Source organism: Micromonospora sp. ATLC20 (assembly GCF_057196585.1).
In genome coordinates this window covers 1-12674 of record NZ_JBXUOV010000009.1, presented here as the reverse complement: position 1 = coordinate 12674, position 12674 = coordinate 1, and the positions used below count along the sequence as shown (strand labels likewise).

General features: G+C 74.0%; 12 protein-coding genes and 1 pseudogene. 9 read left to right on the top strand and 4 right to left on the bottom strand.

The features are described from left to right. Nucleotides 1-155: 155 nt before the first annotated feature. The 3 genes from AC2CHG_RS03940 to AC2CHG_RS03930 all read right to left on the bottom strand — a co-directional run bounded on the left by AC2CHG_RS03940 (nt 156) and on the right by AC2CHG_RS03930 (nt 2714). A complete protein-coding gene (locus tag AC2CHG_RS03940; protein WP_366622381.1) occupies nt 156-983 on the bottom strand; it encodes an ABC transporter permease in 828 nt (275 codons plus the stop codon). After that, nucleotides 980-1921 carry an ABC transporter ATP-binding protein gene (locus tag AC2CHG_RS03935; protein WP_370584921.1) on the bottom strand — a complete coding sequence of 314 codons (942 nt, stop codon included), beginning with the start codon at nt 1919-1921 and terminating at the stop codon, nt 980-982. Before AC2CHG_RS03935 ends, AC2CHG_RS03940 begins: the two co-directional genes overlap by 4 nt. 136 nt (nt 1922-2057) lie before the next feature. Then, nucleotides 2058-2714, bottom strand: a complete 657-nt coding sequence (locus AC2CHG_RS03930) for a hypothetical protein (RefSeq protein ID WP_366622512.1) — start codon at nt 2712-2714, stop codon at nt 2058-2060. A gap of 173 nt (nt 2715-2887) precedes the next feature. Here AC2CHG_RS03930 and AC2CHG_RS03925 point away from each other — a divergent pair, with 173 nt between their 5' ends. From AC2CHG_RS03925 to AC2CHG_RS03885, 9 genes are all read left to right on the top strand, one after another. Beyond that, nucleotides 2888-3664 (top strand): GNAT family N-acetyltransferase, encoded by a 777-nt coding sequence (locus AC2CHG_RS03925; RefSeq protein ID WP_484524165.1) that lies wholly within the window; start codon nt 2888-2890, stop codon nt 3662-3664. Beyond that, nucleotides 3661-4623 carry a lysophospholipid acyltransferase family protein gene (locus AC2CHG_RS03920; RefSeq protein WP_484524164.1) on the top strand — a complete coding sequence of 321 codons (963 nt, stop codon included), beginning with the start codon at nt 3661-3663 and terminating at the stop codon, nt 4621-4623. The genes AC2CHG_RS03925 and AC2CHG_RS03920 overlap by 4 nt, the downstream gene beginning before the upstream one ends. Nucleotides 4624-4776: 153 nt before the next feature. Continuing rightward, nucleotides 4777-5607 carry a DUF4097 family beta strand repeat-containing protein gene (locus AC2CHG_RS03915; RefSeq protein ID WP_357209806.1) on the top strand — a complete coding sequence of 277 codons (831 nt, stop codon included), beginning with the start codon at nt 4777-4779 and terminating at the stop codon, nt 5605-5607. Further along, nucleotides 5604-6224, top strand: coding sequence for a PadR family transcriptional regulator (locus AC2CHG_RS03910; protein ID WP_262013919.1), 621 nt, complete (start codon nt 5604-5606; stop codon nt 6222-6224). The genes AC2CHG_RS03915 and AC2CHG_RS03910 overlap by 4 nt, the downstream gene beginning before the upstream one ends. A gap of 63 nt (nt 6225-6287) precedes the next feature. Continuing rightward, entirely contained in the window at nt 6288-6989 is a 702-nt protein-coding gene (locus AC2CHG_RS03905) for a response regulator transcription factor (RefSeq protein ID WP_030271847.1), read from the top strand. Continuing rightward, complete coding sequence (locus AC2CHG_RS03900; RefSeq protein WP_366622388.1) at nt 6986-8542, top strand: sensor histidine kinase; 1557 nt, start codon at nt 6986-6988, stop codon at nt 8540-8542. The genes AC2CHG_RS03905 and AC2CHG_RS03900 overlap by 4 nt, the downstream gene beginning before the upstream one ends. 62 nt (nt 8543-8604) lie before the next feature. Beyond that, the gene (locus AC2CHG_RS03895; protein ID WP_484524163.1) at nt 8605-10110 is read left to right on the top strand and encodes a S1C family serine protease; all 1506 of its coding nucleotides are present in this window, start codon (nt 8605-8607) and stop codon (nt 10108-10110) included. Nucleotides 10111-10257: 147 nt separating this feature from the next. Then, complete coding sequence (locus AC2CHG_RS03890) at nt 10258-10929, top strand: BON domain-containing protein (protein WP_355512666.1); 672 nt, start codon at nt 10258-10260, stop codon at nt 10927-10929. Nucleotides 10930-11011: 82 nt separating this feature from the next. Beyond that, a complete protein-coding gene (locus AC2CHG_RS03885; RefSeq protein ID WP_484524184.1) occupies nt 11012-12124 on the top strand; it encodes a glycosyltransferase family 4 protein in 1113 nt (370 codons plus the stop codon). 4 nt (nt 12125-12128) lie between these two features. Here AC2CHG_RS03885 and AC2CHG_RS03880 read toward each other — a convergent pair. Then, nucleotides 12129-12674, bottom strand: a pseudogene (locus AC2CHG_RS03880) (serine/threonine-protein kinase); the annotation flags it as partial.

The window sequence follows — 12674 nt, the reverse complement described above, 5'->3', positions numbered from 1 at the left end:
CTGCGCGCAGGCATTCTCGCCTCCGGCTGGTGGTCCGTTTCACAGAAGATGCCAGAAGTTCGGCAAACGCTGCGTGATCCGCCGACTCCTGCTAGACGGCGAAGGCCCCGGCCGGTGACGGGTGTCACCGGCCGGGGCCCGGCCTGACCGCGAGGTCAGGAGATGTCGCGCTTGCGGATCGTGGCCACGCCGATCGCGCCGGCCACCACCGCGTACCCGATCAGCACCAGCGCGCCCGCCCACTGCGGCGGGTTGCCCGGGATGTTGGTGTCGCCGCCCACCATGAGCCCGGAGGCCAGCGACGGAACCAGCAGCTGGAGCTTGTTGATCCAGTCGCCGTACCGCGAGGCGAGCAGGCTCAGCACGATCGCCGCGCCGATCGCGCCACCCAGGTAGAACAGGATGCCGGTCACGGTGGCGCCGATCTGGCTGCGGATCAGCACGCCGAGCCCGACGCCGAGCACCGACCAGAGCAGGTAGGCCAGGCCGTTGAGCGCGATCGCCCGCCAGATCGCCCCGCTGCCGAGCTGCGAGCCGACGTCCACCGAGTTGAGGATCAGCGGCGAGATGATCAGGTTCAGCACAGTGGTGACGAGCCAGAACAGCAGCGCCAGCACGCCGGCCGCGGCCAGCTTGGCCAGCATCACCGCGGTGCGGTGCGGTGCGGTGAGGAACGTGGTGGTCACCGTCTGGTGGAAGAACTCGCTGGTCACCACCACGATGCCCAGCAGCAGCACGATGAGCAGCCCGAAGAACTGCCCGTTGGTGTAGAGGTTGGCCGCCAGGTTGTCGGCGGCCGAGATGGCCTGCAACTGGTCGGACTGGTCGGCCGGCACCTCGCCGAAGTCCCCGCCGGCCAGCGCCTCGGTCTGCAACCAGTTGAAGAACAGCGTGAGCGCCCACAGCGCCAGGCTGATCAGCCCGAAGATCCACCAGGTGCTGGTGGTACGGATCTTGAGCAGTTCGGATCGGACCAGCGTCATCGGATCTCCGCCTTTCCGGCCGTCAGCTCCAGGAAGACCCCTTCGAGGTCGGGGCGCTCGGTGGTCAGCTCGTGCAGCTCGACCTTGGCGGCCAGCGCGACCCGGCCCACGGTCGGCGCGTCCACGCCGGTCACCAGCAGCGCGCCGTGCGGGTCGGTGTCGACGGTGGCGGACTGCTCGCGCAGCGCCGCGACCAGCTCGTCGGCCTGCGGGGTGCGTACCCGCACCCGCACGTCGTGCGTCATCGAGGCCATCACCTGGTCGACCGGGCCCTGCCGGACCAGCTTGCCGGCCGCGATGATCACCACGTCGTCGGCGAGCAGCTGCATCTCGGAGAGCAGGTGGCTGGAGACCAGCACCGTGCGCCCCTCGGCGGCCAGCCCCTTGAGGAAGCCGCGCATCCAGCGGATGCCCTCCGGGTCCAGGCCGTTGGCCGGCTCGTCCAGGATCAGCACCTGCGGGTTGCCGAGCATCGCGGCGGCGATGCCGAGCCGCTGCTTCATGCCGAGCGAGTAGCCCTTGAACTTGCGCTTGGCCGCGGGCGTGAGCCCGACCAGGGCGAGCGCCTCGTCGGCGCGCTCCTTCGGCAGGCCCGCCGCCGCGCAGATCACCCGCAGGTGGTTGATGCCGGTGCGGCCCTTGTGCGCGCTGGACGCCTCCAGCACCGCGCCGACGGTACGCAGCGGGTCGGGCAGGTCGGCGTACCGGCTGCCGCCGATGGTGGCCGTGCCGGCGCTCGGCGTCACCAGGTTGAGCAGCATGCGCAGCGTGGTCGTCTTACCGGCGCCGTTCGGGCCGAGGAAGCCGGTGACCCGGCCCGGCTCGACGGTGAACGACAGGTTGTCCACCGCGCGGACGTTCTTGTATTGCTTCGTCAGGCCGGACACGATGATCTGGCCGGTCCCGGCGCTGGGGCGTGGCTGCCCGTCGGACATCATTCTCCTCTCCTGCCCGGCGGGCTCGTCGCACGCCGGTGGGGCACCGTTGCGGGGGCGCCCCGCAACAGCCTTCCAACCCGGCGCAAGGGGGTCAATCAGGCGGGACGCGTACGCGCCGTCCTCCTCAGGGAGGAGATCACCGGGCCGGCAGCGCCACCCAGGTCGCCCGGGCGAGGCCGAGCAGCGCGCCGTCCGCACCGTACAGGCTGGTGTGCACCTCGGCCCGGCGTCCCTCGGAACCGACCGCGACGCCGGTCACCACGCACTCGTCGCCGGGTCGGGGCAGCGCCGTGACCTGCGCGGCGATCCGCCCCAGCACGTACGGCCGGCCGGGCGCGAGCACCGCCCAGCCGCCCGGGCAGTCCAGCGCCGCCCACACCGTCGCGGGCACCACCTGGCCCGGCGCGCGGAACGGCGCGGCGGCCCGCCCGTCCGGCAGCCGGCCGGGGAAGATCCGCAGCCCGTCCGGGTTCGCCGGGCCGCAGACGTAGCAGCGGGGGAACGGGTGGTCGACCAGACCGGGGTACGCCCGCGCGGCCTGTTCCGCCGTCGCCGGGTCCACCGGCGGCACCACCGCGTCGACCGGCTCGATCCGGCGCACCTGGGCGATCACGTGACCGTCCGGGTCGCGTACCTCGCCGTCGGCGGCGGTCAGCGGCGTGTCCAGCGGCGGCGGCCGACGCAGGGTGACCTCCACCGGCCCCCGGTCGTCGATCAGCGCGGCGAAGATGCCGGCGCTCCAGCCGCCGTTGCCGGAGCCGTCCGGCCCCTGGAAGCGGGCCTCGACCAGCATGTGCACCTCCGGGTTTCCCTCCGCCGGCGCCGTCGCGGCGGTCCGCCCGGCAGCCTCGCACACGCCGGTCCCGTCCCGGCCGTCCCGGTTCGCACGCCGCCGCCGACCGGCGTTCACCGGATCGACACCCCTCATCCCGTCCGGCGGCAACCCGGCGCACCTACACAGGAGTCATGGCCGTTCTGCACGCCGCTGGCGCACCGCTCACGACCAGCGGTTACACCCTGCTGATCGCCGACGACCCGACACTGGTCGCGGCCGCGCAACGTTTGCGCCACGAGGTGTTCGCCGGCGAACTCGGCGCCACCCTGCCGACCGCCGCCACCGGGCTCGACACCGACGGGTTCGACGCGTACTGCGACCACCTGGTGGTGCTGCACGAGGGCACCGGCGAGGTCGTCGGCACGTACCGGCTGCTGCCGCCCGGCCGCACCGACCACCGGTACGCCGACGCCGAGTTCGACCTGAGCCCGCTGGCCCCGCTCCGCGACCACCTGGTCGAGGCGGGCCGCTCCTGCGTCCACCCTGATCACCGCACCGGCGCGGTGATCAACCTGATGTGGGCCGGGATCTGCCGCTACCTGCACCTGCGCGGCGCCCGCTGGCTCGGCGGCTGCGCCTCGGTGCCGGTCGCCGACGGCGGGACCGCGGCCGCGCAGGTGTGGGCCGAGGTCACCGCCCGGCACCTCGCCCCGCCGCTGTTGCGGGTCACCCCGCGCCGGCCCTGGTTCGCCGAGGCGCCGGCCGCCGACCTCGCCGCGCTCACCCCGGCGCAACGCCGGGCGCTCGTGCCACCGCTGCTGCGCGGCTACCTGCGGCTGGGCGCCTGGGTGGCCGGCGAGCCCGGGTACGACGCGGACTTCGGCTGCGCCGACTTCTACGTGTTGTTCTCGCTGGACCGGATGAACCCGCGCTACCTGCGGCACTTCCTCGGCGAGGCGAGGTCGTGACCACCGCCGCCGCCGAGCCGTGGACGGCCGGTCCGGGTGCCGGGGAGGGCCTGTGGCGGCCCGCCTCCGGCTGCGGGCCGGACTGCCTGCCGCCGCCCGCCGCCCCGGACGTGTCGCGGCCGCGCCGGGCCGGGCGGCTGCTCGGCGTACTCGGCATGCTGCTGGCCGGGGCGGGCCTGACCGTGCTGCTACCGCTGCTGTCCGCCGCCCGGGGCCGGGCCGCGTTGCGCGCCTGGGCACGGTGGATGCTGCGTACCCTCGGGGTCCGGCTGCTGGTCCGCGGCCGGGTGCCGCGGGGCCGCGCGCTGCTGGTCGCCAACCACGTCTCCTGGCTGGACGTCCTGGCGGTGCTCGCCGTGTCGCCGGCCCGGATGGTGGCGAAGCGCGAGGTACGGAGCTGGCCGCTGGTCGGCGCCCTGGCCGCCGCGGCGGGCACCGTCTTCGTGGACCGGTCCCGGCCGCGTGACCTGCCGGCCACCGTCGCGCGGGTGGCCGGCGCGCTGCGGTCCGGGCGGTCGGTGGCGGTGTTCCCGGAGGGTACGACCTGGTGCGGCGCCGCGACGGACTGCCGCCCGAGCCGCGGCTTCCGCCCGGCGATGTTCGAGGCCGCCGTGGCGGCGGGCGCACCGGTGGTGCCGCTGAGCCTCGGTTACCGGTACGCGGGCGACCCGAGCACGCTGCCCGCCTTCCTGGGAGCGGAGACGCTCTGGGCGTCGGTACGCCGCGTGCTCGCCGCCCGGGGCCTGACCGTGTCGGTGACGGTGAGCGCGGCGCTGCACCCGGCCGAGGGCGCTGATCGCCGCGCGCTGGCCCGGATCGCCGAGGCCGCCGTCCACCCGGTGGCACCCACCCGTCGCCGCACGCTCGCCCATCTGCCAGTGCCCGCTGTCCGCCGGGCCGGCCGGAGATCTTGGTACGAAACGGCCCTCGTAGGGGCCGTTTCGTACCAAGATCTGTAAGCCGTCTCAAAGGGTGGAGGGGGATTCCGGCGCGGGCTCGTCGGGGACGCGACACAGTCGCGATAGTGTCTTGTTCAGTCGCGATGTATCGCGTTATGCTCCTCGCAACACCTGGCACGCCGTGGGTCGGCGCGCCGACGAGGGGAGCGTGTCATGGCCAGTTGGACGGTCGAGAACCCGCAGCGCATCACGCTGGACGAGCCGATCACCCGGCTCGACGCCGAGCTGATCAGCGGCCGGCTCAACGTGGTCGGCGCCGACGGTCCGGCCCGGGTCGACGTGACCCGGGTCAGCAGCCGGCCGCTCCTCGTCGAGGTCCGCGACGGGCGGCTGACGATCCGGCACAAGCGCAAGCCCGGCCTGTTCGGCATCTTCTCGTGGTTCGGCAACCGGATCCGGGCCGAGGTGTCGGTAGCGGTTCCGCCGGACGTGCTCGCCACCCTGTCGGTGGTCAGCGGCGCGCTCGTCGCCTCCGGGCTGCGCCGGGAGACCCGGGTCGACGTCACCTCCGGGCAGGTCACGCTGCGCGGGCTGCGGGGACGCACCAGCGCGAAGGTCATCTCCGGGCCGGTCGAGGCGCTCGGCATCGGCGGCGACCTGGACCTGGAGACGGTCTCCGGTGAGCTGATCCTCGCCGACAGCGCGCCCGACCGGGTCCGCGCCCACGCCGTCTCCGGCTCGATCACCTGCGACCTGGACAACCCGCGCGGCAGCGAGATCCGGCTCAGCGCCATCTCCGGCAGCATCACCGTCCGGGTCCGCGAGGACAGCGACCTCACCGTGCACCTGCACACCACGTCCGGCAAGATCACCAGCAGCTTTCCCCAGGTGGACAGCGGTGGACGCGGGCTCGGCTCGATCAAGGACAGCCACGGTGTGCTCGGCGGCGGTGCGGGTAGGCTCTGGGCCTCCGCGACCTCCGGCAGCATCGCGCTGCTCGCCCGCCCGGTCGCGCCCGCCGACCATGTGGAGGACGTGCCGTGACCGCGGTGTTCAGCCACGGCCGGCTCCGGCTCTACCTGCTGAAGCTGCTCGACGACGGCCCGAAGCACGGCTACGAGCTGATCCGCCTGCTGGAGGAGCGCTTCCTCGGCCTGTACGCACCAAGCGCCGGCACCATCTACCCGCGCCTGCAACGGCTGGAGGCGGAGGGGCTGGTCACGCACACCGCCGCGGGCGGGCGCAAGGTCTACGAGATCACCGAGGCGGGCCGCGCCGAACTGCGCCAGCGCGCCGACGAGCTGTCGGCGCTGGAGAGCGACATCGGCGCCGCCGTCGAGGATCTCTCCGCGCTGGCCGGGGAGATCCGCACCGAGGTACGCGGATCGGTGCGCGACCTGAAGCGGGAACTGCGCGAGGTGGCCCGGCAGACCCGGCAGGGCGGCTGGGCGACGTCCGCCACCGCCCGGCCGGCGACCGGCGAGGGCGCGGCCCGTCCGGACGACTCGCCGCTGCTCGCCGACTTCGACAAGCGGCTGGCCGCGTTCACGGTCGAGGTCGGGGCGTTGGTCCGGGCCCGGCGGCTGAGCGACAACCAGCTCCGTACCGCGATCCGGCTGCTCGACGGCGCGCTGGAAGGGCTCCGGCGGCTGCTCCGCTGATCTCACAGGTTGTTTCCAGCCGGCACCCAGCGCGACCGCAGCCGGAGCGCGGATGATGGGGCCATGGCGGCTACCCAGACCGAGGCACGGCTTCTCGTCGTCGAGGACGACCCCAACATCCTCGAACTGCTCTCCGCGAGCCTGCGGTTCGCGGGCTTCGACGTGGCCACCGCGACCAGCGGCAGTGCCGCGCTGAACGCCGCCAAGGACCACCGGCCCGACCTGGTGGTGCTCGACGTGATGCTGCCCGACCTGGACGGCTTCGAGGTCATCCGGATGCTGCGCGAGGGTGGTACGCGTACACCTGTGGTGTTCCTGACCGCGCGCGACGCCACCGACGACAAGATCCGCGGGCTCACCCTGGGCGGCGACGACTACGTCACCAAGCCGTTCAGCCTGGAGGAGCTGACCGCGCGGATCCGGGCCGTGCTGCGGCGTACCGCGACCGGTGAGCAGGCCCCGTCCCGCCTCACCTTCGCCGACCTGGAGCTGGACGAGGAGACCCACGAGGTGCACCGGGCCGGCCAGCGGGTGCAGCTGTCGCCGACCGAGTTCAAGCTGCTGCGCTACCTGATGCTCAACGCCAACCGGGTGCTCAGCAAGGCGCAGATCCTCGACCACGTCTGGAACTACGACTTCCGCGGTGACGACAACATCGTCGAGTCCTACATCTCCTACCTGCGCCGCAAGGTCGACAACACCCAGCCCCGGCTGATCCACACGCTCAGGGGAGTGGGTTACGTGCTCCGCAAGCCGGCGGCGTGAACGTCGTCGACGACGCGAAGGGCAGGCTGCGCAGCGTCCCGCTCCGGCTGAAGCTCGTCGCCGCGGTCCTCGCCCTCGTGGCCGTGGCGCTCGTCGTGATCAGCGGCCTCACGGCGTTCCTGCTGCGCAACTATCTGATCGGGCAGGCGGACGACCAGCTCCGCGGCGGCGCGTACACGGTGGCCAACACGCTCGACAAGGCCGGCGGCGGCGGGATCAAGATCACCATCCCGTCGGACTACGTGGCGTCCGTCATGGCGCCCGGTGAGCTGCCGGAGGAGCCGACGCGCTACGAGGGCCTGCGCGAAGAGGAACTGCCCCGGTTCCCCGCCGACTACGCGGGCTACCAGGATCGGGTGGGCGACCCGTTCACCGTCCGCTCCGAGGACGGCCGGAGCCGGTGGCGGATGCTCTACACCGCCCTGCCCGACGGGCGGATCATCGCGCTCGGGCAGCACCTCACCGGCGTCGACTCCGCGGTCGGCCGGCTGGTCTGGATAGACCTCCTGGTCGGTGGCGCGGTGCTGATCTCGCTGGCGTCCGTCGGCGCCGGCATCGTCCGTACCAGCCTTAAGCCGCTGGTGGAGATAGAGCGGACGGCGGCCGCCATCGCCGGCGGCGACCTGACCCGGCGGGTGCCCGACCCGGAGGAGGGGCGGTCGTGCCCGACCTCGGAGCTGGGCCGCCTGTCCCGGGCACTGAACGCCATGCTCGCGCAGATCGAGGCCGCGTTCACCGCGCGGGCCGCCTCCGAGGCGGCGGCGCGCAGCGCCGAGATGGGCGCGCGGGACGCCGCCGCGTACGCACAGGCGTCGGAAGCGCGGGCCCGCCGGTCCGAGGAGCGGATGCGGCAGTTCATCGCCGACGCCTCGCACGAGCTGCGCACGCCGCTGACCACCATCCGGGGCTTCGCCGAGCTGTACCGCCAGGGCGCGGCGCGGGCGCCGGAGCAGACCGCCGACCTGCTGCGCCGCATCGAGGACGAGGCGTCCCGGATGGGTCTGCTGGTGGAGGATCTGCTGCTGCTGGCGCGGATGGACCGGGAACGGCCGATCGCGCTGGCCCCGGTCGAGCTGCCGGTGCTGGCGTCCGACGCGGTCGAGGCGGCCCGGGTGATCGCCCCGGACCGGCGGATCGAGCTGGAGCGGGAACCGGGCGCCGGGCCGCTGGTGGTGCTCGGCGACGACGCGCGCCTGCGTCAGGTGATCGGCAACCTGATGACGAACGCGCTCACCCACACGCCGCCGGACGCCTCGGTGACGCTGCGGCTGCGGGCCGAGGCGGGCAACCTCGCCGTGGTGGAGGTGGCGGACACCGGTCCCGGCCTCACCCCGGAGCAGGCCGAACGGGTCTTCGAGCGGTTCTACCGGGTGGACGCCGCCCGTACCCGCCGGGCCGGCGGACCGATCAGCACCGGCCTCGGCCTGGCCATCGTGGCCGCGCTCGTCGCCGCGCACCACGGCACCGTCGAGGTGGCGGAGACGCCGGGCGGCGGGGCGACGTTCCGGGTGAAGCTGCCGCTGCTGCCGGAGGAGCCCGAGCCCGGGGAATGACATTCAGAAAACTTCCAGGCGGATTCCAGGCTGGTGACAGTGCTACGGGGAAAGCTGGTGACATGACCGACCACGAGACCGATCCGCAGCGGTCGCCGGCCCCCGCCGACGCCGAGCCGTCGCACCACACCGCCGAGCTGCCCCGCGTCGAGAGCGGGACGTCGGACTCCTCCAGCACCCCGGCCCCCGCGTCGGTTCCGGCCGACTCCCCGGCCGCCGGAACCGGCACACCCGCCGGAGACACGAACCCGGCCGGCAGTGCCGGAGACGCCGCGCCCGCCGGGCCGTACCCGCCGCAGCCGGCGACGCCGTACCCGGCCTCGGGGCAGCCGCACCCCTGGTACGGGCAACAGCAGCACCAGCAGGGCGGCTGGAACCAGCAGACCGCGGGCGGCTACCCGTCCACCCAGCACGGCGGGCCGGTGCCGTCGTACCAGGCGCAGCCGCACCAGACGCAGCAGGGCTACCAGCCGTACCAGCCCGGGCAGCAGATGCCGCAGTGGGGCTCGCAGCAGCCGCCGCGCCCCAGCCGGGCCGGGAAGTTCGTCGGCGCGGGCGCGCTGGCGCTGGCCCTGATGTTCGGCTCCGGCGTGGCCGGTGGCGCGCTGGCCCTCGCGCTCGACGGGGACGGCCCCACCCGCACCTACTCCGCCGCCCCGGTGATCAACAGCGCCGACCTGCCCAAGATCGCGGCGTCCGTCCAGGACAGCATCGTCACGATCATGACGAACAGCGGTGAGGGCTCCGGGGTGATCCTCAGCGCCGACGGGTTCGTGCTCACCAACAACCACGTCGTCGCGGGCGCCGGTGGCGACACCGTGCGGGTGGTCTTCGCCGACGGCAAGAGCGCCTCCGCGAAGATCGTCGGCACCGACCCGAAGACCGACCTCGCGGTGGTCCAGGCCAGTGGCGTGGGCAACCTGAAGGCGGCCAAGTTCGGCGACAGCGACGCCATGCAGGTCGGTGACCAGGTGCTCGCCCTGGGCAGCCCGCTCGGCCTCCAGGGCTCGGTGACCGCCGGCATCCTCAGCGCCCGCGACCGCACCATCCAGGCGGGCGAGGGTGGCCAGCAGAACCCGCAGCAGGGCGCCAGCTCGATCTCCGGCCTGCTCCAGACCGACGCCCCGATCAACCCGGGCAACTCCGGCGGCGCGCTCGTCAACACTCGCGGCGAGGTGATCGGCATCAACACCGCCATCGCCACCGCCGGGCAGGGCAGCACCGGAAACATCGGCGTGGGCTTCGCCATTCCGAGCAACAAGGCCAAGAACGTGGCCGAGAAGCTCCAGCGCGGCGAGAAGATCAGCCACCCCTCGCTCGGGGTGAGCGTGAACGGCGCCGAGGACGGCGGGGCGCTCGTCGCCGCCGTCACGCCCGGCAGCCCCGCCGAGAAGGCCGGGCTCCAGCGCGGCGACGTGATCACCAAGTTCGGCGACAAGGTGATCAACGACTCGAACGACCTGGTCGGTGCCGTGCAGGCCGGCAAGGTCGGCGACCGGGTCGAGGTGCAGTACAAGCGAAACGGATCCAGCGAGAGCGCAACCGTGACGCTCGCCGAGACGTCATAGTCCCGAGGAACCTGCCTCCCTCCCGGGGGGGGGGGGGGGGGGGGGGGGGGGGGGGGGGGGCCCCCCCCCCCCCCCCCCCCGCCCCTCCTCGTTTCTCACCCGGTACGGGTGAACGCGCCTCACCCGTACCGGCGGGAGGCTCGGGGCATGACCACCACGTCCGCCGTGCGTACCGACCAGCAGATCCAGCGCGACGTCCTCGCCGAACTGGACTGGGACGCGCAGACCCGGGCCACCGAGATCGGCGTGACGGTCTCGCGGGGCGTCGTGACGCTCACCGGCCAGGTGGACAGCTACGCCCGGCGGTGGGCCGCCGAGCGCTGCGCCCACCGGGTACGCGGCGTCCGGGCCGTCGCCAGCGACCTGGCGGTCGACCTGCCCGCCACGGACCGGCGTACCGACGCCGACATCGCGATCGCGGCGAGCCGGGCGCTGGAGTGGGACAGCTTCGTGCCCGCCGAGCGGCTGGACGTGACCGTCGCCGACGGCTGGATCATGCTGCGCGGCGAGGTCGAGTTCGGCTTCCAGCGCCGTACCGCCGAGCGGGAGCTGCGCCGGCTGCGCGGCGTACGCGGGCTGACGAACCTGGTCGAGGTGCGGCCCCCGACGCCGCCGAGTGACGAACAGAAGCGACTCGACCTGCGCGCCCTGCTGCTGCGGCGTACCGGGACCGAGCGGATCGACGCCCGGGTCGACGGCGACACGGTGGTGCTCGACGGCGTGGTGAGCGCCTGGTGGCAGCGGGAGGACGCGGAACGGGCCGCCTGGGCGCTGCCCGGCGTACGGGAGGTGCACGTCGGGATCGTGGTGTCCGGCTGACCGCCGGTCGTTTACCGCGGGCCGGGCCGGGAACCCGCGCGCAGCGGGGTACGCCGGGGACCGACGGGGAGGACTCGTGGCCGTGAACCAGCAGTCCTCGGAGCGCGCCTGGGCCGGGCCGTTGCGGATCGCCATGGTGGTGCCGCCGTGGCTGTCGGTGCCGCCGCCCGGCTACGGCGGACTGGAGACGGTGGTAGCGGGCCTCGTCGACGCGCTTGTCGACCGGGGGCACCGCGTCACGCTGTTCGGCGCGGGCACCGAGCACGGCACCGCCGCCGACTTCGTCTCCACCTGCGACGACCTCCAGTACGAGCGGATGGGCGAGTCGCTGCCCGAACTGGCGCATCTCGCTCACGTGGACCGCCTGGTCGACCCGGCCGGCTTCGACCTGATCCACGACCACACCACGATCGGCCCGATGGTGGCCGGCCGCCGCCGCGTGCCCACAGTGGCCACCGTGCACGGCAACCCGGTCGGCGAGTACGGCACCGTGCTCGGCAACACCGATCGGGGGGTGGGCCTGGTCGCGATCTCGCACGCCCAGCGCCGCGCGAACCCGGGGCTGCCCTGGGCGGGCACCGTGCACAACGCGATGCCGCTGCGGGACATCCCGCGCAAGCGCAGCCCGGGCGCGGGCCCGGTGCTCTGGCTGGCCCGGTTCAGCCCGGACAAGGGCCCGGACGTGGCGATCGCGGCCTGCCGGGCCGCCGGGCTGCCGCTCACGCTCGCGGGCAAGAGCAACGAGCCGGCCGAGCGCCGCTACCTGGAGCAGGTGGTCCGGCCGCTGCTCGGCGACGACGTGACGCTCGTGGTGAACGCGGACCGGTCCACCGCGCTGCGGCTGCTGCTGGACGCCCGCTGCCTGATCATGCCGATCCAGTGGGCGGAGCCGTTCGGCATGGTGATGGTGGAGGCGATGGCGACGGGTACGCCGGTGGTGGCGCTGGGCCGGGGCGCCGTGCCGGAGCTGGTCCGCGACGGGATCACCGGTTTCGTCTGCGAGCACCCCGGCGAGCTGCCGGCGGCGCTGCGGGCGGCGGCGGACCTGGATCCGCAGGACTGCGTCGCGCACGTCGCGGAGAACTTCTCGGTGGAGCGGATGGCCGCCGACTACGAGGCGGTCTACCGGGGCTTCCTGGCCGCGCGGGCACCCGCCCTGGCATCCCGGACGGTCGCGCCCGCCGTGGCCGGCTGACCGGTCAGGTCTGCCCGGCCACGAGCTCCGCCGCCGCGGCGTCGAGTCGCCGCGCGTACCCGGAGCTGATGCTGCCCTCCCGGCGACGCTCGTCGATCTTGCCGCGGAGCCGGTCCACGGCGGCGGTCACCTCGCCCTCGCCGTTCGCGGCGACCGCGTTGCGCAGCAGGTTGCGCAGGTCCACCCCGACGTCCTCGCGGATCTGGCCCTCGGTCAGCCCGGCCTCGATCAGCCCGTCCACCCGTTCGGCGGCGTCGGCCTGACCGGTGGCCGGCGGGCGGGCGCCCCCGCTCGGCGGCACTGACGTCGGCGCGGCCGGCGGCGTGGTGGCCGGTTCCTCGACCACCGGCGGGTCGGCGGGCGACGGCTGCACCGGCCCGGCGGTCGGCAGCACCCGCGGGTCGGTGGTCCGGTCCGGCGTCAGCGCGGGCGCCAGCAGCGCCGCGGCGGCGACCACAGTCACGCCGACGGCGGCCAGCGTGAGGGTGCGGCGCCGGCTCGGCGCCGGCTGCGCGGCGGGATCCTGCCCCGGCTCCGGGCTCGGCTGCGC

Excerpts from the sequence above, each read along its gene's own strand:
- AC2CHG_RS03905 (WP_030271847.1), top strand. The coding sequence starts at position 6,288 with ATGGCGGCTACCCAGACCGAGGCACGGCTTCTCGTCGTCGAGGACGAC.
- AC2CHG_RS03895 (WP_484524163.1), top strand. The coding sequence starts at position 8,605 with ATGACCGACCACGAGACCGATCCGCAGCGGTCGCCGGCCCCCGCCGAC.
- AC2CHG_RS03940 (WP_366622381.1), bottom strand. The coding sequence starts at position 983 with ATGACGCTGGTCCGATCCGAACTGCTCAAGATCCGTACCACCAGCACC.
- AC2CHG_RS03925 (WP_484524165.1), top strand. The coding sequence starts at position 2,888 with ATGGCCGTTCTGCACGCCGCTGGCGCACCGCTCACGACCAGCGGTTAC.
- AC2CHG_RS03915 (WP_357209806.1), top strand. The coding sequence starts at position 4,777 with ATGGCCAGTTGGACGGTCGAGAACCCGCAGCGCATCACGCTGGACGAG.
- AC2CHG_RS03930 (WP_366622512.1), bottom strand. The coding sequence starts at position 2,714 with ATGCTGGTCGAGGCCCGCTTCCAGGGGCCGGACGGCTCCGGCAACGGC.
- AC2CHG_RS03890 (WP_355512666.1), top strand. The coding sequence starts at position 10,258 with ATGACCACCACGTCCGCCGTGCGTACCGACCAGCAGATCCAGCGCGAC.
- AC2CHG_RS03935 (WP_370584921.1), bottom strand. The coding sequence starts at position 1,921 with ATGATGTCCGACGGGCAGCCACGCCCCAGCGCCGGGACCGGCCAGATC.